General features: G+C 70.5%; 24 protein-coding genes and 1 pseudogene. 16 read left to right on the top strand and 9 right to left on the bottom strand.

The window, feature by feature from the left end:
• Nucleotides 1-20: 20 nt before the first annotated feature.
• Nucleotides 21-1,112 carry a polyprenyl synthetase family protein gene (locus ACMXN5_RS33895; RefSeq protein ID WP_439678722.1) on the bottom strand — a complete coding sequence of 364 codons (1,092 nt, stop codon included), beginning with the start codon at nucleotides 1,110-1,112 and terminating at the stop codon, nucleotides 21-23.
• A gap of 346 nt (nucleotides 1,113-1,458) precedes the next feature.
• Here ACMXN5_RS33895 and ACMXN5_RS33890 point away from each other — a divergent pair, with 346 nt between their 5' ends.
• From ACMXN5_RS33890 to ACMXN5_RS33860, 7 genes and pseudogenes are all read left to right on the top strand, one after another.
• On the top strand, nucleotides 1,459-3,627 hold the full coding sequence (locus ACMXN5_RS33890) for a PQQ-dependent sugar dehydrogenase (RefSeq protein WP_439678721.1): 2,169 nt from the start codon (nucleotides 1,459-1,461) through the stop codon (nucleotides 3,625-3,627).
• Nucleotides 3,628-4,251: 624 nt separating this feature from the next.
• Nucleotides 4,252-4,983: pseudogene (locus tag ACMXN5_RS33885) on the top strand (ABC transporter ATP-binding protein); the annotation flags it as partial.
• A gap of 155 nt (nucleotides 4,984-5,138) precedes the next feature.
• The gene (locus tag ACMXN5_RS33880; RefSeq protein ID WP_439678720.1) at nucleotides 5,139-6,011 is read left to right on the top strand and encodes an ABC transporter permease; all 873 of its coding nucleotides are present in this window, start codon (nucleotides 5,139-5,141) and stop codon (nucleotides 6,009-6,011) included.
• An 83-nt stretch (nucleotides 6,012-6,094) separates the two neighbouring features.
• The gene (locus ACMXN5_RS33875) at nucleotides 6,095-7,243 is read left to right on the top strand and encodes an ABC transporter substrate-binding protein (RefSeq protein WP_439678719.1); all 1,149 of its coding nucleotides are present in this window, start codon (nucleotides 6,095-6,097) and stop codon (nucleotides 7,241-7,243) included.
• A 220-nt stretch (nucleotides 7,244-7,463) separates the two neighbouring features.
• Nucleotides 7,464-7,787: a YciI family protein gene (locus ACMXN5_RS33870; protein WP_439678718.1), complete on the top strand. Its 324-nt coding sequence runs from the start codon at nucleotides 7,464-7,466 to the stop codon at nucleotides 7,785-7,787.
• The gene (locus tag ACMXN5_RS33865) at nucleotides 7,784-9,025 is read left to right on the top strand and encodes an RNA polymerase sigma factor (RefSeq protein WP_439678717.1); all 1,242 of its coding nucleotides are present in this window, start codon (nucleotides 7,784-7,786) and stop codon (nucleotides 9,023-9,025) included. Before ACMXN5_RS33870 ends, ACMXN5_RS33865 begins: the two co-directional genes overlap by 4 nt.
• A gap of 127 nt (nucleotides 9,026-9,152) precedes the next feature.
• On the top strand, nucleotides 9,153-10,595 hold the full coding sequence (locus ACMXN5_RS33860) for an MFS transporter (RefSeq protein ID WP_439678716.1): 1,443 nt from the start codon (nucleotides 9,153-9,155) through the stop codon (nucleotides 10,593-10,595).
• 62 nt (nucleotides 10,596-10,657) lie between these two features.
• Here the strand turns inward: ACMXN5_RS33860 and ACMXN5_RS33855 are convergent, their stop codons facing one another.
• Nucleotides 10,658-11,050, bottom strand: a complete 393-nt coding sequence (locus ACMXN5_RS33855) for a DUF6223 family protein (RefSeq protein ID WP_439678715.1) — start codon at nucleotides 11,048-11,050, stop codon at nucleotides 10,658-10,660.
• 216 nt (nucleotides 11,051-11,266) lie between these two features.
• Here ACMXN5_RS33855 and ACMXN5_RS33850 point away from each other — a divergent pair, with 216 nt between their 5' ends.
• Both ACMXN5_RS33850 and ACMXN5_RS33845 read left to right on the top strand, forming a co-directional pair.
• Nucleotides 11,267-12,391, top strand: coding sequence for a sensor histidine kinase (locus tag ACMXN5_RS33850; protein WP_439678714.1), 1,125 nt, complete (start codon nucleotides 11,267-11,269; stop codon nucleotides 12,389-12,391).
• A complete protein-coding gene (locus tag ACMXN5_RS33845) occupies nucleotides 12,388-13,050 on the top strand; it encodes a response regulator (RefSeq protein WP_439678713.1) in 663 nt (220 codons plus the stop codon). Before ACMXN5_RS33850 ends, ACMXN5_RS33845 begins: the two co-directional genes overlap by 4 nt.
• A gap of 286 nt (nucleotides 13,051-13,336) precedes the next feature.
• On the opposite strand, the gene ACMXN5_RS33840 is transcribed toward ACMXN5_RS33845, so the two are convergent.
• On the bottom strand, nucleotides 13,337-13,795 hold the full coding sequence (locus ACMXN5_RS33840) for a hypothetical protein (RefSeq protein WP_439678712.1): 459 nt from the start codon (nucleotides 13,793-13,795) through the stop codon (nucleotides 13,337-13,339).
• A 219-nt stretch (nucleotides 13,796-14,014) separates the two neighbouring features.
• Between ACMXN5_RS33840 and ACMXN5_RS33835 the strand changes: the two genes are divergently transcribed.
• From ACMXN5_RS33835 to ACMXN5_RS33820, 4 genes are all read left to right on the top strand, one after another.
• A complete protein-coding gene (locus tag ACMXN5_RS33835) occupies nucleotides 14,015-14,698 on the top strand; it encodes an alpha/beta fold hydrolase (protein WP_439678711.1) in 684 nt (227 codons plus the stop codon).
• Between the two features lie 102 nt (nucleotides 14,699-14,800).
• The gene (locus ACMXN5_RS33830; RefSeq protein WP_439678710.1) at nucleotides 14,801-15,310 is read left to right on the top strand and encodes a DUF5959 family protein; all 510 of its coding nucleotides are present in this window, start codon (nucleotides 14,801-14,803) and stop codon (nucleotides 15,308-15,310) included.
• A complete protein-coding gene (locus ACMXN5_RS33825) occupies nucleotides 15,228-16,052 on the top strand; it encodes an SDR family oxidoreductase (protein ID WP_439678709.1) in 825 nt (274 codons plus the stop codon). Before ACMXN5_RS33830 ends, ACMXN5_RS33825 begins: the two co-directional genes overlap by 83 nt.
• Nucleotides 16,053-16,176: 124 nt before the next feature.
• Complete coding sequence (locus ACMXN5_RS33820) at nucleotides 16,177-17,196, top strand: aldo/keto reductase (RefSeq protein ID WP_439678708.1); 1,020 nt, start codon at nucleotides 16,177-16,179, stop codon at nucleotides 17,194-17,196.
• A gap of 251 nt (nucleotides 17,197-17,447) precedes the next feature.
• Here the strand turns inward: ACMXN5_RS33820 and ACMXN5_RS33815 are convergent, their stop codons facing one another.
• On the bottom strand, nucleotides 17,448-17,996 hold the full coding sequence (locus ACMXN5_RS33815) for a hypothetical protein (protein ID WP_439678707.1): 549 nt from the start codon (nucleotides 17,994-17,996) through the stop codon (nucleotides 17,448-17,450).
• A 397-nt stretch (nucleotides 17,997-18,393) separates the two neighbouring features.
• Here ACMXN5_RS33815 and ACMXN5_RS33810 point away from each other — a divergent pair, with 397 nt between their 5' ends.
• On the top strand, nucleotides 18,394-18,546 hold the full coding sequence (locus tag ACMXN5_RS33810) for a hypothetical protein (RefSeq protein ID WP_439678706.1): 153 nt from the start codon (nucleotides 18,394-18,396) through the stop codon (nucleotides 18,544-18,546).
• Nucleotides 18,547-18,712: 166 nt separating this feature from the next.
• Here ACMXN5_RS33810 and ACMXN5_RS33805 read toward each other — a convergent pair whose 3' ends face one another.
• Complete coding sequence (locus ACMXN5_RS33805) at nucleotides 18,713-19,006, bottom strand: DUF1330 domain-containing protein (RefSeq protein ID WP_439678705.1); 294 nt, start codon at nucleotides 19,004-19,006, stop codon at nucleotides 18,713-18,715.
• Between the two features lie 188 nt (nucleotides 19,007-19,194).
• Between ACMXN5_RS33805 and ACMXN5_RS33800 the strand changes: the two genes are divergently transcribed.
• Complete coding sequence (locus ACMXN5_RS33800; protein ID WP_439678704.1) at nucleotides 19,195-20,100, top strand: LysR substrate-binding domain-containing protein; 906 nt, start codon at nucleotides 19,195-19,197, stop codon at nucleotides 20,098-20,100.
• Nucleotides 20,101-20,106: 6 nt separating this feature from the next.
• Here ACMXN5_RS33800 and ACMXN5_RS33795 read toward each other — a convergent pair whose 3' ends face one another.
• On the bottom strand, nucleotides 20,107-20,532 hold the full coding sequence (locus ACMXN5_RS33795) for a YdeI/OmpD-associated family protein (RefSeq protein WP_439678703.1): 426 nt from the start codon (nucleotides 20,530-20,532) through the stop codon (nucleotides 20,107-20,109).
• A gap of 137 nt (nucleotides 20,533-20,669) precedes the next feature.
• Nucleotides 20,670-21,083 (bottom strand): VOC family protein, encoded by a 414-nt coding sequence (locus tag ACMXN5_RS33790; protein ID WP_439678702.1) that lies wholly within the window; start codon nucleotides 21,081-21,083, stop codon nucleotides 20,670-20,672.
• A 573-nt stretch (nucleotides 21,084-21,656) separates the two neighbouring features.
• Between ACMXN5_RS33790 and ACMXN5_RS33785 the strand changes: the two genes are divergently transcribed.
• The gene (locus ACMXN5_RS33785; protein WP_439678701.1) at nucleotides 21,657-22,037 is read left to right on the top strand and encodes a hypothetical protein; all 381 of its coding nucleotides are present in this window, start codon (nucleotides 21,657-21,659) and stop codon (nucleotides 22,035-22,037) included.
• Nucleotides 22,038-22,339: 302 nt separating this feature from the next.
• Here ACMXN5_RS33785 and ACMXN5_RS33780 read toward each other — a convergent pair whose 3' ends face one another.
• The gene (locus ACMXN5_RS33780) at nucleotides 22,340-23,215 is read right to left on the bottom strand and encodes a DUF4232 domain-containing protein (protein WP_439681337.1); all 876 of its coding nucleotides are present in this window, start codon (nucleotides 23,213-23,215) and stop codon (nucleotides 22,340-22,342) included.
• 80 nt (nucleotides 23,216-23,295) lie between these two features.
• A complete protein-coding gene (locus tag ACMXN5_RS33775; protein ID WP_439678699.1) occupies nucleotides 23,296-23,985 on the bottom strand; it encodes a TetR/AcrR family transcriptional regulator in 690 nt (229 codons plus the stop codon).
• Nucleotides 23,986-24,014 lie beyond the last annotated feature (29 nt).

The following is a 24,014-nucleotide window of genomic DNA, read 5'->3' as shown; positions in this document are numbered from 1 at the left end:
TGGCTGGTTTCCACCGGTTTCTACCGATCGCGCGTGACGGACCAGGCCGGCAGATGTTCGAAGAACGTCACGGCCTCCGGCCGCCATCGCTCACCCCACGTGCGGGCCCGCGCCGCCGCTTCTCGTGCGTGGTGCTCGGCGTCGGCTCGCAGGTCGGCGTCGATGCCGTGGGCGCGTGCGATCCGGCGGATTCGGTCGAGGGCGTCGTCGTCGCAGGCCGGATCCCCCAGGGCCGCGTCCACCACCTTGCGTTCGGCGTCGTCGGCCGCCGCCAGGAGGGCGCGGACGACGTAGCTGCGTCGCCCGGTACGGATGTCCGATCCGAGGGGTTTGCCGAGGGTTGCCGAGTCGCCGAAGAGGTCGAGCCAGTCGTCGTGGATCTGGTTGGCGATGCCCACCGCGGTGGCGTAGGCGCGCAGTTCGCCCTCGTACGGAGCGATGTCGGCGCCGGTGGCGAGCAGGCCGAGGCGCAGCGGGGCGAGCACCGAGTAGCGGGTCGACTTGTACTCGGTGACGGTGTGCAGGAACCCGATGTCGGCGTCGGGATGGAAGTCGCGTTCCAGGTCCAGGATTTGCCCGTTGATCATGGCGGCCCCCGCATCGGCGGGAACGGTGGCCATGGCCGCGATGCGGGCGGGTGGCAGGTCGCCGGCGAGGAGGACACGCAGGGACAGGAACGCGGCCAGGTCGCCGGCGAGGACGGCCAGGGCGAGGGCGACGTCGGGTCGGTCGGGGAATCGGCTGCGGTAGGCGTAGTAGGTGGATGGGCCGCCTCGGCGTACGGCCGCGTCGTCGATGATGTCGTCGTGGATCAGGCCGTGGGTGTGCAGCAGTTCGATGCTCACGGCGGCATCGTCGAGCCCGGGTACCGAATCGGGCGTGACCAGGGCGGCGGCCTCGTGCAGCAGGGCGACCCGAAGGCGTTTGCCGCCGCGCAGCGACAACTCGCGTACCAGGTCGAGGGCCTGGCGGGGAAACGCGCCGTGCGGCGGCAGGTCCAGGGCCCCGCTCGCCGGATCGGTCAGGGCGTCGAAATAGGCCGCGAAGCGGACTTCGAACCGCTGCTGGTGTGCGGCTGCGCGGTGTAGGGCGGCTGTCAGGGCGTCGTTCACCGAACCAGGGTTGCACGTCACCACGCGGACCCCGTCGCTGCCGGGGCGGTACCGCCGACCACGCGGCGCGGGCTCGGGGTCTGCGCGCATCGGCCTCGACGGACGGATTCGCGGCCGCGCGTCGGGTGGCGCGCGACCCGTTGACAGGTGCCTTATCGGGCTCTAGCGTGCTCCATCACCAGTTAGGAAACTTTCCTAACTATCCAGGTCCAGCGCCAACTTCCCCCGCGTGAAAGACCGTTGCCGGAAATCGCGCACCGCGAAGACGCCCGCAGCGGCCCGCCCGGGGAGCACCACGAGCCGCCGAGCCGCCCCCGCGCTCGGTCCCTCTTCGCTGGAGGACACCATGAGACGCAGCAAACCCCGGCCGTCCAGGGCATTCGGCGCCCTGGTGGCCGCGGCCACCACCGCCTCGCTCTGCGTGGCGTTGCCCGCCGCCCACTCCGCTCCCCTCCCTCGCGCCGCCGCCACGTACGAGGCGGAGGCCGCCCAAGTCGTCAAGGGCAAGGTGGAGTCCAACCACGCCGGTTACACCGGCACCGGCTTCGTGAACTTCGACGCGGTCTCCGACGCGTACGTCGAGTTCACCGTCCAGGCGCAGCAACCGGGTGCCACGAAGCTCGACTTCCGCTACGCCAACGGCACTTCCGTCGACCGGCCGTTGGACATCACGGTCAACGGTACCCAGGCCGCCAACGATCTCCCCTTCCCCGGCACCGGCGCCTGGACGACCTGGAAGACGGCCTCCGTCACGACGGCACTCGCCGCCGGCACCAACAGGATCCGCGCCACCACCTCGGGCGTGGACGGCCCCAACCTCGACAGCCTGATCGTCACCCCCCAGGGCCCGGCCGACACCGAGAAGCCGACGCCCCCGAAGAACCTGCGCAAGGACAAGGAGCCGACCACCACCTCCGTGTCGCTGGCCTGGGACGCGGCCACCGACAACGTGAAGGTCACCGGGTACGACGTCTACCAGCACGGCCAACTCATGAAGCAGGTCGACGGCTCCACGCTGGCCACGACCGTGACCGGCCTGACGCCGGAAACCAGCTACGACTGGACCGTCTTCGCACGCGACGCCGTCCCGAACGTCTCCGACGCCAGCAACGCGGTCACCATCGCCACGCTGCCCGCACCGCCCGACGGCGAGGCGCCGAGTGTGCCGCAGGGGCTGCGCGCCACCGGCAAGACCGCGACCAGCGTCGACCTGGCCTGGGCCCCGTCCACCGACAATGTGCAGGTCACGGGGTATGACATCTACCGGGATGGCGCCGCCGCCGGCACCTCGGAGGCCGCGTCCACGACCGTTGCCGGCCTGAAGGCGGCCACGGCGTACCGGTTCAAGGTGCGGGCCTTCGACGCCAAGGGCAACCGGTCGGCGTTCGGCCCGGAGATCAGCGTCACCACCGCCGGTTCCCAGGCCGGCGGCGTCCCCGATCCGGGCACCGTCAAGACCCTGGCCAGTGGTGTGGATGTGGCCTGGGGCCTGGCGTTCCTGCCGGACGGCTCCGGGATCTACACCGAGCGCAACACCTTCGACGTCTACCGACTGACCAAATCCGGCCAGAAGACAAAACTCGGCAAGGTGCCCAACTCGCAGACCACCGGCGGCGAGGGCGGCCTCATGGGGCTGGAGGTCTCCCCGAACTTCGCCACGGACCACTACCTCTACTTCCTGCACACCTCGACCGACGGCAACCGCATCGCCCGGATGAAGCTGGAGAACAACACGCTCAGCGGCTACAAGGTGCTGCTCGACGGCATGGCCAAGAGCCGCTTCCACAATGGCGGACGGCTTCGCTTCGGCCCCGACGGCAAGCTGTACGCCGGCATGGGCGACGCCCAGAACGACTCCCGGGCGCAGGACAAGAACTCCCTCAACGGCAAGATCCTGCGCATCAATCCGGACGGCTCGATCCCGTCGGACAACCCGTTCGGCAACGCCGTCTGGTCCATCGGGCACCGCAACCCGCAGGGCCTGGACTTCGACTCCCAGGGCCGGCTCTGGCAGGCGGAGTTCGGCGACAACATCATGGACGAGGTCAATCTGATCCAGAAGGGCGGCAACTACGGCTGGCCCAACTGCCAGGGCACCGAGGGTAGTTGCGCCGGATACATCGCGCCGAAGAAGACCTGGCCGGTGTCGGCCGCCTCGCCGAGCGGCCTGACCATCATCAACGACTACGTGTTCGTGGCCACGACCCGGGGTGAGCGCGTCTACCGGCTGCGCATCGACTCCGACTCCAACCTGGTCGACCAGAAGGCGTACTTCGAGGGCACGTACGACCGGCTGCGCACCGTGGAGGTCGACCCCGACGGGGACATCTGGCTCACCACGTCCACGGACAAGGACGGCACGGCGGGCAACGACCGGATCCTGCTGATCGACATCGTCTACTCGAACGGCATCGCCCAGGGCCCCGGCAAGCCCGAGCCGTCGGGCACGGCCTCCGCCGCCGCCTGGGACGTTTCGCCGGCCCGGGACATCACACCACCACCGACCAACCCCTGACCCTCCGCCCCACCCCAACCGACCCGAGCCCGCCCCCAGCAGCCAACGAGGCGGCCCGGCCCGGTCGCGGGCACGGCGGATCACCTCGATACCCGGCCGGGCCTGCCTGCCGCTGCTGCGGCAGGCAGGCCCGGCCGGCGCCAACCCATGCTCGGCCTCGACGGTTTCGCAGTCGATGGCGTCGAAGGCGTATCCGGCGTAGTGGGACAGCAGTTCCAGGAACGCGCGCAGGTTGCGCCCCCGGATCCATCCAACGATCCGCCCGATCACCTGTTCCCCTTGAGTCGTCGGGCTCCGTGGCTTGCGGCGATGCGTGGTCGTTACCGAGGTGAGCGTTGTGGCTGCGGGTGGTTACCTCCGGGGGCGGTGGTGAGGGTGCTCGGGGTCGGGGTGGTGTGCGTCTCAAGATCAATGTCACCTTGTCGATGCTATCGATTGTGAAATCTGACGCATCGTCATATCGTCACGCCGGTCGAGCGGAATGATCGACTCCGGTGGGGGCACCGGGTGTGCTCGAACTCGCGCGCATATGGCACTGGTTGCAAGGAACGACGGATCGTACGGACTTCAGGGGTGAGACACGTGGGCCAGGAACCGCCCGAGCCGGCCGCGCAGGCCGGCAGGATCCGAGCTGCCGGGGTCGAGCGCCGGTTCGGTCGTGGCGCGAGTCGCGTGCATGCGCTCGGGCCCCTCGAATTGGAGGTCGGGGCCGGAGAGTTCTGCTGCATCGTCGGCCCGTCCGGGTGCGGCAAGTCCACCTTCCTGCGGATCGTGGCCGGCCTGGTCAAGCCGACCGCCGGCCGGGTCGAGGTGACGGCCGCGACCGCGAACCCCGCGGCGATGGTGTTCCAGAACTACGGCATCAGCCCGTGGAAGACGGTGCTGGCGAACGTCCGGTTCGGCCTGGACCTGCGTCGGGTGCCCCGCAAGGAGGCGAACGCCCGAGCACACGACTGGCTGGGCCGACTCGGACTCGCGGACTTCGCCGACCGTTACCCCGCGGCCCTGTCCGGCGGGATGCAGCAGCGCGTGTCGATCGCGCGGGCCCTCGCGGTCGAGCCGGAGATCCTGCTCATGGACGAGCCGTTCGCGGCCTTGGACGCGCAACTGCGGACGATCCTGCAGGACGAACTCCTGGAGATCTGCCAAGCCGACAAGCGCACCGTCCTGTTCGTCACGCACAGCCTGGAGGAGGCGCTGGTCCTCGGCGACCGCGTGCTGGTGATGTCCGCGCGCCCGGGTCGACTGATCGCCGAGCGGGTACCGCCGTTCGTTCGCCCCCGCACCGGAGAGGTGCGCAGGTCACCGGAGTTCGCCGCGATGCAGGCCGAACTGTGGGAACTGCTGCGCGGAGAGGTCGAGCAGGGGAGGGGTGTGGGCCGGGAGACGGAACCGAATCACGAAACGGGACCGGAGACGGACCCGGCCCCGGACACGGCCCTGGTCCGGGACCCGACCCGGGGCCGCGCGCGCAACCACGATCAGGAATCGGGCAAGAAGGAGGTCGCACCGTGACGGTCACCGTGAAGGACGCCGCGCCGATCCGGGTGCTGGTCCGCGTACCGGGCGCCGCGGAGCGCGACCCCGGCCGGGCGCGGGCGCGACGCCGACTCCTGGAGGTCGGCCTGGCCGTCGTCGTTCCCGTGCTGCTCCTGCTGTGGTGGCAACTCGCCGCGAAACAGGGGTGGATCGACGACCGGCTCTACCCCGCGCCCTCGACCATCGTTGCGGACGGCTGGTCCGACGCCACCGACGGCAAGCTGTGGCCGGACGTGTGGGCCACACTCGCCCGGGTCCTGCCCGGCTACGCGATCGGGGCCCTCGGCGGATTCGTCGTCGGCCTCCTGATGGGTACCAACGCCCTGATTCGGGCCGCGCTCGAACCCACCCTGGACGCCCTGTACGTGGTACCGAAACTCGCGCTCCTCCCGATCTTCATGACCATGTTCGGCCTCGGCGAGGCGCCGCACATCGCGCTCGTCGCCGTGACGGTGTTCTTCTTCGTATGGATCGCCACGATGGCCGCGGTCATCGCCGTGCCCGACGGCTACCGCGAGGCCGGAGCGGTCTTCGGCGCCGGTCCCTGGCAGATGTTCCGACACGTGTTGTTGCCCGCGTCGCTGCCGCAGGTCATGGTGGGCCTGCGGATCTCGGCGGGCGTCGCGGTCCTGGTCATCATCGCGTCCGAAGGAATCGCCTCGCCCGACAACAAGGGCCTGGGCTACGTGATCTTCAATTCGCGGCAACTCTTCGACAACCGCGCGATGTTCGTCGGAATCATCGTGGTCGCCATCGTCGGCGTGCTGTTCTCCGAACTGATCCGCCGCGTGGGCCGACTGTGCACCCCGTGGGCACCGCGCGACCGCGGTCCCGGGCAGTCCTGACCCGACGTCACCACCTCGGCCGGGCCGGTTCGTGCCCGGCCGGCCCGAACACCACCGGGCGCACCGACCCCGAAAGGCACATCATGGCGAGACGTGGATTCCTCACCACCACCGCACTGTTGGCGTGCACCGCGCTGCTCGCCGCGTGCGGCGGCGGCTCATCCGACTCCGGTTCGAACCGGTCCAAGACCCCGCAACCCAAGCGTGCGATCGAGGCGGTCGCGGGCTGTGAGAAGGCGTGGACCGACCCGGCCGACCTGGCCCCGACCCGCAAGCCCGCACGCTGCGCGGCGGGTTCGCCCGCCGCCAAACCGCTCGCGCAGAAGGCGAAACTCACCGTGACCGCGGGATCGTTGTCGGCCGAATACCTCGGCCCGCTGCGCACCGCGATCGCCAAGGGCGAGTTCGCCAAGGAGGGCCTGGACGTCGAGCTCAAGCAGATGCCGGCCACCGACGCGATCACGCTGCTCGCCAAGGGCCAGGTGGACGTGCTGTATTCGGCGCCCGAGGCCGGCATGGTCAACGCGGTCAAGCAGGGCTTCGACATCAAGTGGGTCGCGGGCAACTACTCGGCGGCGCCCGAATCCAAAACCGGAGTCTGGGCCCGGGTCAAGAACGGCCGGACCGGCGACGCGGTCGACCTCAAGAACGCACGCTTCGGGACGCTGGTGGGCAAGACGTCGGTGATCATGTACCCGATCCAGAGTGTGCTCGCCCGGCACAGGACGAAGCCCACCGAGGTCTCGTTCCAGCAACTGGACGGTGCGGGTGTGCCCGAGGCGTTCAAGAACGGCGGCATCGACGCCGCGTGGCTGCTCGACCCGGTCTGGAAGGACTTCGAGGGCAAGCCGGAGTACACCTTCCTGGGCGGTCAGCCGGTCGGCGAGCCGCTCGGCGGCATGCTCTACGGGCAAAACCTCCTGGAGAAGAACCGGGACGCCGGCGTCGCGTTCCTGCGCGCGCTCATCCGCACCGTGAACACCTACTTCGCCGGCGACTACAAGCAGGACCCGGCCTTCGTCGAGGAGTTGGCGACGACGCTCGGCAGCAAGCCCGAACTGCTGAAGTCCGTGCCCGCGCAGGTGGTCGACTGGGAGATCCGCGGCGGCACGACCGACCGGGTCCAGAGCATGTACATCGAGGGCAAGGTCATCGAGGCCCCGGCGCTGCCGGAGGACAAACTCGTCGACCGCTCCTTCTACGCCGAGGCCGTGGGCCACACCACACCCTGACCGCGCGGGCGGCCCACCGCGCTACCCGGGCCGCCCGGCCCGCATCGCGCGGGAAGCGGCCGGATCGTGGTGACCGACCGGCGTTCCGGAAAGTTCTTCGAGGAAATCCGGAAGGCGGTGTCGGATCGGGGCGGTGGTGTTCGTCGCAGGAGTGGTATGACGATCCGGGTCCACCGGCACACCGCCCCGCCCCGACGACGCCCAAGGAGACGATCTTCGGATGCAGTACCTGATTTCCGTGATCCACGACCGACCCGACCCGGCCACCCCGGAGGAGGACTCCGCGATCGACGTGTTCAACGACCGGCTCCGGGCCGAGGGCAACTGGGTCTTCGCCGGCGGCCTCGCCGCACCCGACACCGCCACCGTCATCGACAACCGGGGCGAGGCGGCGCTGGTCACCGACGGGCCCTTCGTGGAGTCCAAGGAATACCTCGCCGGCTTCTGGATCGTCGAGGCCCCCGATCTCGACGCGGCGTTGAAACTCGCCGCCGACGGGTCGAAGGCGTGCAACCGCAAGATCGAGGTGCGGCCGTTCCAGTGACCGGGACCGACATCCGCGAGGCGATCACCCGGGCCCACCACGCGGAGTGGGCCCGGGTGGTGGCGGCACTGACCCGGCGCTTCGGCGACCTCGACATCGCCGAGGAGTCGGCGGCCGAGGCGTTCGCGACCGCCGTCGAGCGGTGGCCGGCCGACGGCGTACCGCCCAACCCCGGGGCCTGGCTGACCACCACCGCCACCCACAAGGCCATCGACCGGCTCCGGCGCGAGAACAAGCGGGACGACAAGCACAAGGAGGCTCGGATGTTGCACGACAACGCCCCGCCCGAACCTCTCGGCGCCATCGACGACGACCGGCTCCGGCTGATCTTCACCTGCTGCCACCCCGCGCTGGCGATGGAGACGCGCGTGGCGCTGACGCTGCGCATGGTCGGCGGTCTGACCGTGTCCGAGATCGCCCGCGCCTTCCTGGTACAGGAAAGCGCCATGGGCCGGCGGATCACCCGCGCGAAGGCCAAGATCACCGCGGCTCGCATCCCATACCGCGTGCCGTCCGCCGAGGATCTTCCGTCGCGCGTCTCCGGCGTACTCGCCGTCCTGTTCCTCGTCTTCAACGAGGGTTATCTGGCGACCGGCCCCGACACCGATCCGGTACGTCCGGGCCTGACCGCCGAGGCGATCCGGCTCACCCGGCTGATCCGCGTCCTCCTGCCGCGGGACGGTGAGGTGGCCGGACTGCTGGCGCTGATGCTGCTCACCGAGGCCCGCCGCACCGCCCGGGTCTCGCCGAGCGGCGAACTGGTCGCCCTCGACGAGCAGGACCGCGGCGCCTGGGACACGGAACTGATCGCCGAAGGCCACCGGCTGGTGCGTGAGCGCCTCGCCGCTGCCGCCGCCGGGGTGGCCCCCGGCCGCTACCAGATCCTCGCCGCGATCAACGCGGTGCACACCTCCGCCGGCGACATCCGCGACACCGACTGGTCGCAGGTCCTCGCCCTGTACGACCGACTCGTGCGCCTCGACCCCTCGCCGATCGTCGCCCTCAACCGGGCCATCGCGGTCGCCGAACTCGACGGCCCGGAGGCGGCGTTGGCGGCCGTCGACCGCCTTGAGGACCGGCTGGCCGGGTATCACGCCTACCACGCCACGCGCGCCGACCTGCTGCGGCGGCTGGGCCGACGCGGACAGTCCCGCGCGGCCTACGATCGGGCGATCGAGTCGGCGGGCAACAGCGGTGAGGTCGCCTATCTCACCCGGCGCCGCGACCGGTTGCGGTAGCGGTTCGCGCTTGACGAGTGATTTCGAAGAAATTTCGCGGGCGGTGTCCGATCGGGCCGGGTGTCTTCGTAGGGGAGGTGAGAGGTCGCCCGAGAGGGGCGCCCGGGGCCAGTGAAGGACGTTCCTCATGACCACCTTGACGGAGCCGGACACCGTCGTCGTCACACACCACTCCAGTCGCCGGATGTGGGCAATCCTGGGACTGGTCCTCCTTGCCGACGCCCTCGACGTGATCGACGGGACGGTCACGAACATCGCCGCCCCCACGATCGCCGGCGAACTCGGCGGCGGTGAGAGCCTGATCAAGTGGCTGGGGCCGGCGTACATGCTCGCCATGGGCGTCCTGCTCCTGGTCGGCGGACGGCTGGGGGACAAGTTCGGCCGGCGCAGGCTTTTTCTGATCGGGATGGGCGGGTTCACCCTGGCCTCGGCGGTCGCCGGGTTCTCGCCCGACCCGGCCCCGCTCATCGCCGCCCGGGTCGCCCAGGGAGCGTTCGGGGCCCTCCTCATCCCGCAGGGCATGGCGATCATGACGAAGGCGTTCAGCCGGGACATGCTCGCCAAGGCGTTCGGGCTGTTCGGCCCCGTTCTCGCCCTTGCCAGTGCCGGCGGCCCCGTCCTGGCCGGATTCATCATCGGCGCCGACCTGTTCGGCCTGTCCTGGCGTCCGATCTTCCTCGCGAACATCGTCCTCGGCAGCGTCGGACTGGTCATGGCCGCCCGGATTCTGCCGCGTGACGACGACGGCGACCGCTCCACCGTCGTCGACGGTCGGGGCTCCGGCCTGCTCGCGGTGACCATGATCGGGTTGCTGTACGGCCTGATCGAGGGCTCGACCAACGGCTGGAACGCGGTCCCCGTCGTCTCGATCCTCGTCGGCGTCCTGTTCTTCGTCGCCTTCGCCCACCGTCAGCGCACCGCGACGCACCCGCTGATCAAGCCCTCACTTCTGAAGAACCGGGGTTTCACCTCCGGAATGATCGTGGGCCTGGTCGTCTTCCCCGCCGGCACCGGCCTGATCTTCGTACTGTCGCTGTTCCTGCAGGAGGGGCTGCACGCCGGCCCGCAGGAGGCCGCGCTCGGCCTGCTGCCGCTGACCCTGGGGCTCGTCGCCGCCGGGTTCGCCGCGATGGGCGGCCTGGTTGCCAGGCTCGGTCGTACGCTCGTCTTCATCGGCCTCGTCGTCGTCCTCGCCGGGTGTGGTTGGGTCCTGGCGCTCGTCGATCACTCCGGGACGCGCGTCGGCCTCTGGTCGCTGGCTCCCGCGTTGTTCGTCATCGGCGTCGGCACCGGTTTCTGCTTCGCCACGATCCCCGTCGTGGCCCTCGGGGACGTGAAGCCCGACGAGGCCGGCAGCGCCGGCGGCTCGCTCGGCTCGATTCAGCAACTCGCTTCGGCGATCGGCTCGGCGGCGGTCACGTCGATCTTCTTCCAGGCCGCGACCTCCGGATTGGCCCACGCGATGAAGGTCACGCTTGTCGTCGTGCCGGCCGTTACGGTCCTGAGCCTTCCGATCGTCGCTTTGATGCCTCGTACGGCACCGTCGGATCCGTCGGGTTCCGGCGAGTGAGCCATCGGTCGAACGCGGCGCCGCCGACGTCATCGATGTCGGCGGCGTCGGCTTCGGACCGGTCAGGCCGGCACGCGGCGGAAGCGGGCCAGGGCCGACGCGCCGAGTGCCACGGCGATCACTCCCACGATCAGGGCGACGATGCCGCCGCCCAGGCCGTTGCCGGTCCCGAGGCCGCCTTCGGCGGTGACGACGACCAGCAGCCCGAGGGCCGCACCGACCGCACCCGCGGCCAGGGCGACGAACGCGCCGTTGCGTCCGGTGCCCGGTCCGGAACGGGTGCGGATGCGGCCGGTGGCGCGGGCCAGGGCCAGGGCGCCGACGATCGCGCCGGCCAGTCCGAGCAGGGCCGCCACGGAGGCGCCGATCCGCCCGGAGCCGAAGTCGCCGACGGCGAGCGATTGTGCGGAGGTGTACGCGGCGGCCGGTGAGGCGAGCATGGACATGGCCGGCATGGGTGCTCCTTCTGCTGCGACGAGATGTGGTCCGAGGATGTCGGCCGGGCCGGTTGCCGGTCGTCCGCCCGCCGCGGACTCTTCGCGCTGTCGCCGACGCGGTATCCCACTACCGCGGATGCCGCAGAAACCGCGCGACTACCGCGCCCGCGGTAGTCGGCCGCTCGTCCCGGCGCGGGACCCGCCCGCCCGGGGTGCCCGGCTAGGGTGCGGCCTATGACGTCAGGACGGTTCGCGGTGGGCACCGCCGCCCGGGATTGGGCGGTCGCCGTCGGAGTGGCGGCGGCGCAGTTGGTCACCGGGCTGTCCGCGGAGCGCTCCGCCGGCGCCGTCGATCTGCTCGGGTACGTACTGCTGGTGGCGGGCGGTCTGGCGCTGGCAGCCGGCCGCAGGGCGCCCGTTGCGGTCCTGGCCGTCACCGGGGCATGCGCACTGGGCTATCAGGCGGCCGGCTTCGATGTGCCGGTCGTGGCCTACCTGTTCGCGGTATACGCCGCCATGCGGGCGGGCCATCGCAGGGCCACGGTGGCGGCGTCCGTGATCCTGCTCGCGGTGCTGCCGCTCGCCGCGCTGGTGTCCCTGCACGACGGGGGCGCGGCGTACGCGCAGGCCCGCGGCGCACTGGAGATCGCGTGGCTGATCGCCGCGGGCGCGGCGGGTGAGGCGCTGCGGCAGGCCGAGCGGCGCGCCGACGAGGCCGAGCGCACCCGCGAGGAGACGGCACGACGGCGCGCGGACGAGGAGCGCCTGCACATCGCGCGGGAACTGCACGACTCGCTCACCCACCAGATCTCGGTGATCAAGGTGCAGGCCGAGGTCGCCGTACACCTGGCGCAACGGCGCGGCGAGGACGTCCCGGAGGCGCTGCGGGTGATCCGGGAGGCCGGCCGCGAGGCGAGCCGGGACCTGCGGGCGACGTTGGAAGCGCTGCGCGACGACGGCAAGGCCCCGCCGCTGGGGATGGACCACGTCCCGGAGTTGGTGGACCGGGCCCGCGCGTCCGGCCTGACCGCGACGTTGACCATCGACGGGCAGCGGCCGGACGTGCCGGCGCCGGTGGATCGCACCGCGTACCGGATCGTCCAGGAGTCGTTGACCAACGTCGTCCGGCACGCGGGCGCCGCGTCCGCGACGGTCCGGATCGACTACCGGCCGGACGCGCTCGCGATCCGCGTCGACGACGACGGCACGGCCACGCCGGGTGGCACTCCCGGCGCGGGCGTCGGGCTGACGGGCATGCGGGAGCGGGTCGCCGCGCTCGGCGGTCGCCTGGTCGCGGAGCCGCGGGCCGGGGGCGGGTTCACCGTCCAGGCGGAACTGCCGGTGGAGCGCGCCTCGTGATCCGTGTCCTGCTGGTCGACGACCAGCCGCTGCTGCGCAGCGGATTCCGCGCGCTCCTCGACGCCGAGGACGACATCGAGGTGGTCGGGGAGGCCGCCGACGGCGAACAGGGCGTGGCCCTGGTCCGGGAACTGCTGCCCGACATCGCGGTGCTCGACATCCGGATGCCCGTCGTCGACGGTATCGAGGCGACCCGGCGCATCGCGGCCGACCCGGCACTGGCCGGCGTGCATGTGGTGATTCTGACCAACTACGGCCTCGACGAGTACGTCCTGGACGCGCTGCGTGCCGGCGCCGCCGGGTTCCTCGTCAAGGACATCGTGCCGGAGGACTTCCTGCACGCCGTACGCGTCGCCGCGCGTGGCGACGCGCTCCTCGCCCCGTCCATCACGCGCAGGCTGATCGACCGGTACATCACCGAGCCACTGCGCGGAGCCGCCACCGGACTGGACGAACTGACCAACCGCGAACGCGAATCCGTCGCCCTGGTCGCCCAGGGACTGTCCAACGACGAGATCGCCGCGCGCATGGTGATCAGCCCGACAACCGCGAAGACCCACATCAACCGAGCCATGACCAAACTCCACGCCCGCGACCGCGCCCAACTGGTGGTCATAGCCTACGAATCCGGCCTGGCCACCCCACGAAGCACCACCTGACCCCAATCCATCCACTCAACCCAACACCACCACGCCGCCCCGAAGGCCGCCGGCCTCGAACCGCCTCCAACACCCACGCCGACACCGCGCAGCGCGCAACACCCCACAGCAATCGAGGCCATGCGGCGGCCCACACCCGATCCGTCGTCGTCCGCCACGTGGTCCCGTCGCCGGAACTGGCCGCGCGGCCGGCCTGTAGGGCGAACGAGGCGCCCGGGGTCGGGTGAGGACCGTCGGCGCGGCGGAGGCGTTTGATGGTGACGACGTGTGGGCTTGTGGTGATACGTCAGCGGTAGTCGTCGGGATGGCCCTGCATCCAGGTGTTGATCCGGTCCCGGGTGTGGATCAGCGAAGTCTGGTGCTTCTTCAGGTTCTCGAAGGATCGGTCGCCGCCGAGTTCGCCGTCGAGCGCCTTGATCAGGGCTATCGGCTCGGGAAAGTGACCGGCCCCTTTGGGGTCGGTCTTCATCGCCTGGTCCAGGCGGTGCAGTTCGTCGCGGACCCGCCCGAGGAAGTAGGCGCAATTGCCGGGTGTGCACGCGTCGTTCAGGGTCGCCTGCAGCCCGGCAAATGCGTCCCGAACCCTCACCTCCGGCACCGCGGCCGACGGGGCGACCGACGTCGCGGCCGTCGTATGGGATCCGCCGTCCGAGGTGTCGCAGGAGACGCCGAACACGACGGACACCGCCACGGCGAACACCGCGCCCCGCACCGATGGCGTGAACGACGTGAACGACGTGAACATGGAAGTCCTCCTGCGGTAGTCGTCGAGTCGGACGACCATACCGTTACGCACCGACGCCGCGCAGCTACTGCGACGACAGGAACTTCGAGAAGACCGCGGGCATCGAGTGGCCGTCATGTGCCCGGGGGTCTATTCGTGCGAACCACCGTGCGGGCCGGGCCAATACGACGACGGGCAAGACCGTGAAGGGTGTTGGTTGGGCTGGAGTAGCCTGCGGGCATGACCGATGTGATCATCCTGCATGGTGCCTGGCATCAACCGGCTCACTACGATGACCTGGTCGGGTTGTTGCGTTCGCGAAACCTCAGTGTGGAAGTGCCCGACCTCTACGAGCTGTCGCTGGGGGACAGCACCGCCGTGGTCGAGGACATCGTTGCCGCATCGGAGCAGCCTCCGCTGGTGCTCGGGCACTCCTTCGGAGGTGTGACCGCCGGAACGGTCCGTGGCGCGGCAGGGCTGATCTTCCTGGCCGCTTGGCTTCTCGATGTGGGTGAATCACCCGCACAGCTCCTCGAAGAGGCCGCGAAGGAAACCGGTGCCCCCGCCGAAGGGTTGCTCGCTGCCCTCGACGACAACGGGCGGCTTCGACTCGATCCCGCGGATGCTCGCAAGAACCTCTACGGCGACGTCGACGAACGGGCGGCCACCCGCGCGATCGAGCTGCTGCGTCCGGAACCGCCCTCGATCTTCGGGGCCATGCCGAGCCACGTGAGCTGGCGCGACACACCCTCCGTCTATGTTGCCGCCCGCGACGACCGTGCCATCGCGGCTCCACTGGTCCGCCGCTTCGCGACCCGCTGCTCGGTCTCGGAGACGTGGGAGACCAGTCACTCGCCACACCTGAGCCGACCCACGGACGTCGCCGATCTCATTCACCGACAGCGACGAATCACGAGTCGCTGACCACGATGGGGCCACCGGTGTGGCGGCTGGTGAGGGTGGGGGTGTCGTGGCGATGCGCCATGATCGGCGCGAGTCGGGCATCAGTCCGGCGAAAGGTCGTACGTGGAAGCGGGGGACCGGCCGATGGTCGAACTGTTGAGGGTTGAGGACGCGGGCCAGGCGGTGACGGTGCGCGTCCTGCCCGATCCTGTGATCGACGAAGCGACCTGGCGCAGTTTCACCGCGGTCGTGACCGTTTCCAGTGACTGGGTCAACGTCGAGACGGACACCAACGTCGACTTGGTCGACGGCGACTCCGACATGGATGGCCTCGACCGGTGGGAGACCATCCTGGACGAGTTCGCCGCGTGGGAGGCGTCCGACGCCGCGAACGACGTGTCCTTCGACTGGCCCCCCATGGGAAACGCCGGCTATCTGCGCATGAGCGGCACCGACGGAGTGCTGTCGATACGAGTCTGCGACGGTCCGCGCACCGGCATTGGCATCCACATCCCCGTGGACCCCGCCGGAAACTGGATCGACGAGAACCGTGCGCTCCTGGCGGCCGCGCGGCGAGCCCTCGCACGCGGGACGTCACACGAGGGGGACATCGGGAGCCGGCTCCGGTCCTGATGTCCGGCGCGCGGGAACCGGTGGCTCGAAGGGCATCGGCAAGGGAATCGCCGTCGTCTTCGCCCGATCCGGAGCCCACGTGGTCACCACCGGCCGCAACGCCGCCGACGTGCACGCGACCGCGACGGAACTCACCGCCACGGGCGGGAAAGTCACCGGCATCGCGGCGGACGCCGGCGACCCGGCGGCCATCACGCGTCTCGCCGACGAGGCGGTCGAGGTGCTGGGCGGCGTCGACGTCGTCTGCTGCAACGCGGGCATCTTCCCCAGCGCTCGGCTGACCGACCTCACCGCCGAGCGCATCGACGAGGTCTTCGACGTCAACCTGCGCGGCACCATGCCGACCGTGACGGCCTTCCTGCCGGCTCTGCGGCGCAGCGCGCACGCTCGCGTCGTGGTCACCGCGTCCATCACCGGCCCCGTCACCGGCTACCCCGGCTGGAGCCACTACGCGGCCGGCAAGGCCGGACAAATGGGCTTCGTACGGGCCGCGGCCCTGGAACTGGCCCCCCACGGCATCACGATCAACGCCCTGCTGCCCGGCAACGTGCTCACCGAGGGCATGGCGGACCTCGGCGCCGACTACATTCGCGGCATGGCCCGGTCCATTCCGATGGGCAGGCTCGCGACGAGCGAGGAGATCGGCCACGCGGCGCTGTTCCCGGCCTCCGAACACGCGGGGTTCATCACAGGCCAGGGGCGGCTTCGCCGCGCCCGGGCCGTCCGTTGCCGCGCTTGCTAAACGGAACCCCGTTCCGTATCGTCAAACGGGACGGCGTTCCGTTTGCTCACGATGCCCGAGCAAGGGGCCCGCAGCCAACCCACGATCGTCACCACGCTTCACCCGCAACGGAGGAACCACGGTCATGCAGTACCGCACCTTGGGCCGCACCGGCGTACACGTCGGCTCCCTCGCGCTCGGCGCGATGAACTTCGGCAGGATGGGGCGCACCACCCAGGACGAGGTGACCGCCATCGTCGACGCCGCACTCGACGGCGGTGTCAACCTCATCGATACCGCCGATGTGTACAGCGGCGGCGAGTCGGAGGAGCTGGTCGGCAAGGCCATCGCCGGCCGCCGCGACGACATCGTGCTGGCCACGAAGGCGAGCCTGCCGATGGGTGAGGAGCACAACCACCGGGGCGGTTCGCGCCGTTGGCTGTTCACCGCGTTGGACGATAGTCTGCGCCGCCTCGGGGTCGACCACGTCGACCTCTACCAGATCCACCGGTGGGACCCGAACACCGGTGACGAGGAGACGCTGTCGGCGTTGACCGACCTGCAACGCGCGGGAAAAATCCGCTACTTCGGCTCCTCGACGTTCCCCGCGTACCGTATCGCGCAGGCCCAGGCGGCCGCCCGCGAGCACCGCCTGGGTCGCTACGTCACCGAACAGCCCAGCTACTCGATCCTGCAACGCGGCGTCGAAAGCCACGTGCTGCCCGTGACCGAGCAGTACGGGCTCGGGGTGCTGGTGTGGAGCCCGTTGGCCTCGGGCTGGCTGTCGGGCGCGATCCGTGCGGGGCGGGAAGTCACCACCAGTCGCGCCGCGTTCCTGCCGCAGCGCTTCGATACCGACATCCCCGCCAACCGCGCCAGGCTCGACGCCGTCGAGCAGTTGGCCAAGGTCGCCGACGAGGCCGGCCTGACCATGATCCAGCTCGCGCTCGGATTCGTGACCACACACCCCGCCGTGACCAGCGCGCTCATCGGCCCCCGCACACTGGACCACCTGCACTCGCAGCTCGCCGCCGCCGACACCGTGCTCTCCGCCGACGTACTCGACGCGATCGATACGATCGTCGCTCCCGGCACCGACCTGGCCGCACACGAAAAGAACGACACTCCACCCGCCCTGCTCGACCCGGCCCTGCGCCGCCGCTGACGCCGGAGGCGCCATCGTTCGGTCCCGACGGTTCGATGTGGGTCGGACGAGCTCGCCGGCGCAGTTTCCCGTGCCGGACGAGGGAGTGCACGAAGTCGTCCCAGTCCGACGGGAATTCGGGCGGTGCGGCGTGCGGGTCGTCGGAGTACGGGGCCTTGCGGGCCTCGGACGCGGGCCAGGCCCGTGTACCGGGGCCGCCACCGATCCGCCGACGCGCGCCCGGCTTTGCCCTGGTCCGGCTCCGCCCCGGCTCAGTTCTGGTCGGTCTCCACGACGTGGATCGTGAACGGTTGCTTGTCGTTCCCCGGGTTCCGGTCGTCCTCGCTGCGGACCGCGACGTAGCCGCCGGCCAGGTCGCCGATGGGGACGGTGTCGGCGATCCGTACCGGGACGACTGCCGTGGCGGTTCGGAACTGCGGCAGGCCGGCGGGGAAGACGCAGCGCACTCGGTGGCCGTTCTGGAATACGGAGCAGTCCTCCGGGAAGAACGGGCCCTCGGGCGTCACGCCCTCCGGCAGCGTGATCACCACGGTGAACGGTGAGGCCGTCCGGTCCGGCCCGGCGTTGTTGATGAAAGCGTGCACTGTGGTGGTGCTGCCCGGCGCGACGGAGTCCGGGTCGATTCGGATCACCTCCAGGTCGGAACCCGACGGGCGAACCCCAGCCGCAACCTGCGCCGAGGCCGGCTCCGTGACCGGGGGAGCGATGGCACAGGCCTGCCCGGCGGCCAGCACCACCAGCGCGGAGCCCACCGTCAGCGACCGCCCGACGAACCCTCGAATCGACCCGTTGCGCGACATCGCCGCTCACCCTGCTCCCTGTGTCCGTCCGTACGCCCCGCATCGTCGAGGGCCTGTCCCGGCCGAGCGTGACCGATCCGCCCGCCGGCGTCCGGGCGACCCGCCCTCGGGTCGCCCGAACGGGCGAAGGTGAGTACCGGACGGCGGCACCGCACCCCCCTGCGCGACATGCTCACGACGCCACGGCCGACGGCGGATCCGCCGGTCCGCACGGGTGTGTGCCGGGGCCACGTCCGCGACGTGCTCCCGGCTGCTCCGGCCCTGCTCTCCCGAAGGAACACCCAAGCCACAGGGCATACTTGCCCCTGCGGAACCCTGGGCGTCGCGGTTGTGGCGTTCCCGGAAGCGTAGGTCCAAATCCCGGAGCCGAGAGCGCCCGTGGTGCATGATTATCCGTATGGAAACGCCTGAGCTCGCGCTCTCGGGCGACGACGCCGTGCGCTGGGTGAACGACACCGTCGGCGGATTCGCCACAGCCCTGTGCGCGATGAAGGCCCTGTTGGAATACGACATCGAACTCGGCGCCGTCTCCGACCACCACCCGGCCTGACGGGTTCGGCGGCCACAATCGTGGCGCGGGCGGTGCGCGAACTCCGGTGCGGGGGTGGTCTGTTCATCGCAGCCGCAGGGTCGCGCGGCAGGCCCGACGGGTCGCCGCCGACAGGGATCAGGTCGTCGAGGACGTCGACGACGAACCGGGATGCGGGGCCCGCCGGTCAGTCGAGGCCTTCGACGATGCGGAAGTCGCGTTCGTAGCCGTCGGGGAGGGCCACCAGCGCCTTCTGGTACGCCTCGCTCTCGTATGCCGCGACGGCCTGTTCAAAGGTGTCGAACTCGACCAGAACGACTCGTTGCGTGAGTCCCGCCTCGTGGGCGACGACTCGACCGCCGACGGCCAGGGTGCGCCCGCCGCCGGCCCGGACGGCCGGACGGGCCAGCTCGTTGTAGGCAGTCAGCGTCTCCGGGTCGGAAATGGCGGGGTAGACACTGACCCAGTAGCCCTTGGCCATGGAAACCTCCTGTGTTCGGCCGGACACGTCCGACTTCGAGTCGACACTCGGATCGATCGATCCCGGCGACTGGTGCTGCGGCCGGTGGGATCGACATATGCGCAGGTTAGGGCTTGATGTGCGGCCGAGGGAAAGATCGGTACGGGATAGACTCAGAACGGATCGTTATCAATCGGCGGGGAGGACACGTGGTGGCGCCGGATACGGTGAGCCTGCGGTACTTCCTGGTGCTGGCGCAGGAGTTGAACTTCACCCGCGCGGCCGCACGGATCGGTATCGCGCAGCCCGCACTCAGCGCCCGAATGCGCCGATTGGAGGCGGAACTCGGTACGCCCCTGCTGGTCCGCGACACGCGTAGCGTCGCATTGACCACGGCCGGTGCGGCGTTGGCGGAGTCCGCGCCGCCCGCGCTGGCGGCGCTGGACCGGGCATGGGATACCGCCCGGAGCGCGGCGGCCGGTGGGCTGGGCACGCTGCGCATCGGATACAGCCTCAGCACCGGGGCCGAGACGGCACCGGCCCTGGTGGACAGGCTGATTCGCGACAACAGCGGCCTCGAGGTCGGCGCGGTCCCGATGGCGACACCGGAGATCTCCCCCGCGGTCGCCGACGGCCGCATCGATGCCGGGATCACTCGCGGTGAACAGCCGGGCCGTGGCGTGCACCGGTACCTGCTGCGGCGTCAGCGCATCGGGGTCCAGCTGGCGCAGCACCATCCGCTGGCCGAACACCCGGAGATCGAGATCGCGGACGCGGCCGGGTATCCGTTGCGACTCCCCGACCGTGCGGCCAACCCCGTGATCCACGATCAGCTGTCCGCACTGTTCCGAGACACCCGACCACACCCCCGATTCCACACGCCCGCGGTCTCGTTCGACATGTCTCAGCACGACCTGCGCGACGGGGTCACCCTCGCCCCGGCCGGAGAAGCCGCGGTCACGGTACAACCGTCCGGTCTCACCTGGCGACCGCTGCGGGGCGCGGCCGGCCTGACGATCCACCTGGTCCTCCCCCGCGAGCAGTCCCCGCTGCACCGCCGCATTCGTGCCGTCGCCAAAACCCTGGCGCACGAACTGCACTGGCTGCCGGACTGACGCGTTTCAGCCTCGCAGGGTGGTGATGGCCTTCTCGATGCGTCGTTGGCGGGTTTCGGGTCTCTTTGCGGTTTCGATGGCGCGTACGTGCTCGCGTTTGTGGCTGTACGCGAGGTTGTCGTAGGCGGTGCGGGCGATGGGGTCGTCGTCCAGGGCTTGGGCGAAGTCCGGGGGCTCGACGACGACGCGCGGCTCGGTGTCGAGCCTCAGTTCGACCTCGACCTCGTCGCCGATCGCGACACCCGCGGCCTGCCGGTTGGCGTTGCTGAGGCCGAGCAGGTGGCGGCCGCGCAGGAGGGCGACCCGGCTCTTCCAGGAATGCCCGTTGACCGTGATCGTCACGGGCGGCCGCGCGCCTCCGCCGAGCGCCGCCACCACCTCGGCTGGAACTTCCAGGCCCCGCATGGGCTCGGGCGGCTCGACGTGGGACATGAACTTCATGATGTTCGTCTTTCTCCTGTTGTTCTGCCGGCGCACTGCGATTCGGCCGCCGGCTACGTCCGGAACGGCGCGGCACGTGCCGCGCTGCGCCGTGCCGTTCCGGACGGCTGTGAGGTGAGGGATCGCGGCTACTCGGCGTAGGGCTGGTCCGTTCCCTGGGCGCTGTAGCCGAGGCTCCAGATGTAGCCCTCCGGGTCGGCGAAGGTGCCGCCGTAGCCGCCCCACGGCAGGGCGCCGGCGGGGTTGAGGATCGTGGCGCCGGCCTTGCGGGCCTCGGCCATGAGCTCGTCGACCCGCGCCTCGCTGCGGACGACGTAGGTCAGGACCAGGCCGCTGAAGCCGCTGCCTTCGGGGTCGGTGCCCACCTGGCCGGCCAGACCCTCGCGGGCATAGAAGCCGACCGGCGAGGCGCCGTCGGATGCGAAGAACACCGAGATGCCGAAGTCGTTCTCGATCTTCCAGCCGAGCCCCTCGGTGTAGAACTCCTTGGCCCGGTCCATGTCACGGACACCGAGGAGGATCGAGCTGACGTGCGCCTTCATGCCTTGCCCCTTGCATTGTGGATGTGTCGTACCTGCCGGGTGTCCGGACCCCGGCCCGGATGCCCTGCGGTTGCCATGACCATCACGCTAGGGGCCGCGCGGCGGCCGGGGCTTCTCGAATCCTGCTCGGTGTCGCGACGCCGCGCCGACGAGAACCCGGGTGTCCCGGGCCGGGCAGCTGCTTCGGCCCGGTGCCCGGCCGCTTGGGTGGCGTGGTGCCGCGGCGTCCCGGCCACCGTCGGCACTCGGTGATCTCCGGTCCAAGATCTGATCATGCCCATGTCCGTCGGTCTCGTCTCGCGCTACTCTCCGCGACGTCGTCCGGTGGGGCGGCTGGGGAGCCTGGACGGCGTGGGGGCTGATATGCGGGCTGTATGGCGGGTGTCGGGGGCGGTGGCGGGGCTGTTGGTTCTCGGCGGCTGTGGCGGTGGCGGTGGAGGTGGTGCGGCCGATGCGCCGCCGACCACAGCGGCGTCGAGCCGGGGCACGGCAGGGCCGGCCGGAGCCGAAAGCGGTCCCCTCAGGCCCGGGACCGAGCGGTGGAACCGGACCGGGTACACCGTCGACGGGCTCATGACGAACGGACCGGCCGAGGACGTGAAGAGCTTCCTCGGCTGCCACGGCGACGCGGGCACCGTCGAGAACCTGCGGGTGATGGTCGGCTCCTATACGCCGGTGCTGGAGTTCAGCTGCTACATGACCCGCGGCGGCGTGTCCTCCGACATCCAGGCCCCGGTGTTCTTCCTGCGCTATGACGCCACCCGGTCCGGTGCGCTCCTGCCGGTCGACTGGGCCAAGGCCGCGGCCGGCCACTTCGGGACCGAGGACGGTGTGAGTACGACCGGCGCCCGGGTCACGTACCACGCCGAAGCCCTGTCCGGGCTGCCCATCATGGCGATCTCGTCCGACCCGGACGAACTCGAGGCCGTAAACGCGGTGTTGGCCCACTCCTGACCCAAGCTACCTCGCCTCGGCGGGACCGCCACCCCCACGTAGTCCGCCGGGGAGGCGAACACGCTCCATGGCGGAGCCCGGCCACCGAAGGGCGTGATCAGCCCGCGGGTTTCGGCGACCGCTCCGCGGCGGACGCGGGGGGTTGCCACTGCGTGGACGGGGCCCAGGTCCGGGTGAGCGCGGCGGCCGGAACGAGTCGGAGCAGGGAGTTGCGTACCGGTTGGCGCCACCCGCCACCGAGGTCGGCACCGAAGCGGGCGATGAGCTCTGCCTGCCGGGCGATCGAGTGGCGACGGCGGGTGTCAGCCGCCCTGGCCGGCGCTGCCGATCGGGCCGACCTTGATCGGGGCGTCACCGCTCTTGACGGGGAGCCTGCCGACGCCGGGCCAGTTCAGAGTCACGGACTTCGTCTCGTCCGGCGGGGTCACCACCAAACCGGTGATGCGCGGGCCGGAGGCCTCGCCCATCGTCTCCAGCGGGTAGTTGATGCCGAAGGACACCGACTTGCCGCTCTCGAGAACGAACGAGACTGGCTGTTGGCCGGTGCGCTGCGCGGGGATCTCGCCCACGTCGGTCTTCAGGTCGACGCCCGCGTAGCCGGCCATCGAACAGTCCGGGCCGTTGTTCTTGAACGTGACCGCGACAGTACCGTCGGAGTCGCCGCCGATGGTGCCGTCGATCGCGGTGGCCTTCAGGTTGTCGGTCCGGCACTTGGCGGCCTTGCCGTTGCCGCCGCCGCCCGAGGTGGTTGCGGCGCCGGCGCTCGTGCCCTGGCCGCCGCCGCTGCTCTGTCCGCCGGAGGTATTCGCTCCGCCCTGGGTGCCGCTGCTCTGGGTTCCGCCCTGACTGCTTTGACCGCTCTGGCTGTTGGTGCCCTGACTGCCGCCCGGGTTCGCCGTGTTGGGCGCGGCGGGCGCCTGAGCGCCCGGAGCGTTGGACGAAGTGCTTTTCGCGGCGCCGGAGTCCGAGTCCTGACAGGCGCTCGTCAACAGGACACCGGCGACGAGGGTCGCGGAGGCGAGGACGGTCCGGCGGCGGTTGGCGGACATGAAAAACCCCTTGGTATCAGGTAGTTGAAGCCGCGATGGCGCATGGCTTCCCGGTGCTTGCGTGATCACCCTGCCGGGGCGGGGACCTCCCTGGGAACCGACGTCGGCGTTCCACGACAGCGCTGTCACCAACCGGTGACATGGTCACAGAACGCAACAAGCGTGCGGACGACGCCGATCGCGGAGCACCGTCTCCGCGCTCGGGTGGCTCAAACCGTCGGCGGTGCGGGTCGCGCAGAGGAACCACGCGGCAGCGCCCGCTCTCCCGACACGGCGATTTCCAGGAGCCCCCGAACGGCCTCCCGTAGATCGTCCCTGCTCTCCGGTGTCCCGGGTGTGGGGACGGTGCCGGGTGGGGCCGTCAGCCGGTCGAAGATCAGCCCGTCCACGCAGGCCAGATGCCGACGGGCCCGCTCCTCGGCCCGGGGCCGGGGTATGCCGGCGGCCGTCAGCAGCGCGCACATCTGCGCCCTGGCCGCGTCCCCGTGCCGAAGGATCTCCCGCAACTCGGGTTCGTGGACGGTCTCCAGGATGCAGTGGTAGCGCGCGAGGGTACGCACGCGTCCGGGCCCGAGCATGTGGTCGACGAAGGCCGCGGTGGCGTCGGCGAGTTGGTCCAGGTGCGCGGGGCCGAGCAGTCCGGCTCGCGGCGGGGCGAGCAGCGGTCCGTCGGCGGCCAGTGCGACCTGCCGCAGGTCCTCGGCATCCAACTCGACCAGGCGCTGGACCGCTTTGGTGATCAGCGCCTTCCGGGTCCGGAAGTACGCCGAGGTGGTGCCGACGGGCAGTTCGGCCCGGGCATCCACGCCGCGATGGGTGAGCGCCCGCATGCCGCCGGAGGCCAGCAGTTCGATCGCCGCGTCCGCGAGAACCGTCCGACGATCGTGTTCCGCACGCACGCCCGCTCCTTCCGGCCCCCATGTTGCTT

Source organism: Embleya australiensis (assembly GCF_051903075.1).
In the GTDB taxonomy this organism is placed as follows: domain Bacteria; phylum Actinomycetota; class Actinomycetes; order Streptomycetales; family Streptomycetaceae; genus Embleya.
This window is presented reverse-complemented; position numbering and strand designations above follow the sequence as displayed.

Bases quoted from the DNA above. Each gene is read 5' to 3' on its own strand.
- ACMXN5_RS33805 (WP_439678705.1), bottom strand. From the start codon at position 19,006: ATGGCCAAGGGCTACTGGGTCAGTGTCTACCCCGCCATTTCCGACCCG.
- ACMXN5_RS33890 (WP_439678721.1), top strand. From the start codon at position 1,459: ATGAGACGCAGCAAACCCCGGCCGTCCAGGGCATTCGGCGCCCTGGTG.
- ACMXN5_RS33875 (WP_439678719.1), top strand. From the start codon at position 6,095: ATGGCGAGACGTGGATTCCTCACCACCACCGCACTGTTGGCGTGCACC.
- ACMXN5_RS33790 (WP_439678702.1), bottom strand. From the start codon at position 21,083: ATGAAGGCGCACGTCAGCTCGATCCTCCTCGGTGTCCGTGACATGGAC.
- ACMXN5_RS33785 (WP_439678701.1), top strand. From the start codon at position 21,657: ATGACGAACGGACCGGCCGAGGACGTGAAGAGCTTCCTCGGCTGCCAC.
- ACMXN5_RS33860 (WP_439678716.1), top strand. From the start codon at position 9,153: ATGACCACCTTGACGGAGCCGGACACCGTCGTCGTCACACACCACTCC.
- ACMXN5_RS33835 (WP_439678711.1), top strand. From the start codon at position 14,015: ATGACCGATGTGATCATCCTGCATGGTGCCTGGCATCAACCGGCTCAC.
- ACMXN5_RS33820 (WP_439678708.1), top strand. From the start codon at position 16,177: ATGCAGTACCGCACCTTGGGCCGCACCGGCGTACACGTCGGCTCCCTC.
- ACMXN5_RS33795 (WP_439678703.1), bottom strand. From the start codon at position 20,532: ATGTCCCACGTCGAGCCGCCCGAGCCCATGCGGGGCCTGGAAGTTCCA.
- ACMXN5_RS33815 (WP_439678707.1), bottom strand. From the start codon at position 17,996: ATGTCGCGCAACGGGTCGATTCGAGGGTTCGTCGGGCGGTCGCTGACG.
- ACMXN5_RS33840 (WP_439678712.1), bottom strand. From the start codon at position 13,795: ATGTTCACGTCGTTCACGTCGTTCACGCCATCGGTGCGGGGCGCGGTG.
- ACMXN5_RS33850 (WP_439678714.1), top strand. From the start codon at position 11,267: ATGACGTCAGGACGGTTCGCGGTGGGCACCGCCGCCCGGGATTGGGCG.
- ACMXN5_RS33870 (WP_439678718.1), top strand. From the start codon at position 7,464: ATGCAGTACCTGATTTCCGTGATCCACGACCGACCCGACCCGGCCACC.
- ACMXN5_RS33810 (WP_439678706.1), top strand. From the start codon at position 18,394: ATGGAAACGCCTGAGCTCGCGCTCTCGGGCGACGACGCCGTGCGCTGG.
- ACMXN5_RS33855 (WP_439678715.1), bottom strand. From the start codon at position 11,050: ATGCCGGCCATGTCCATGCTCGCCTCACCGGCCGCCGCGTACACCTCC.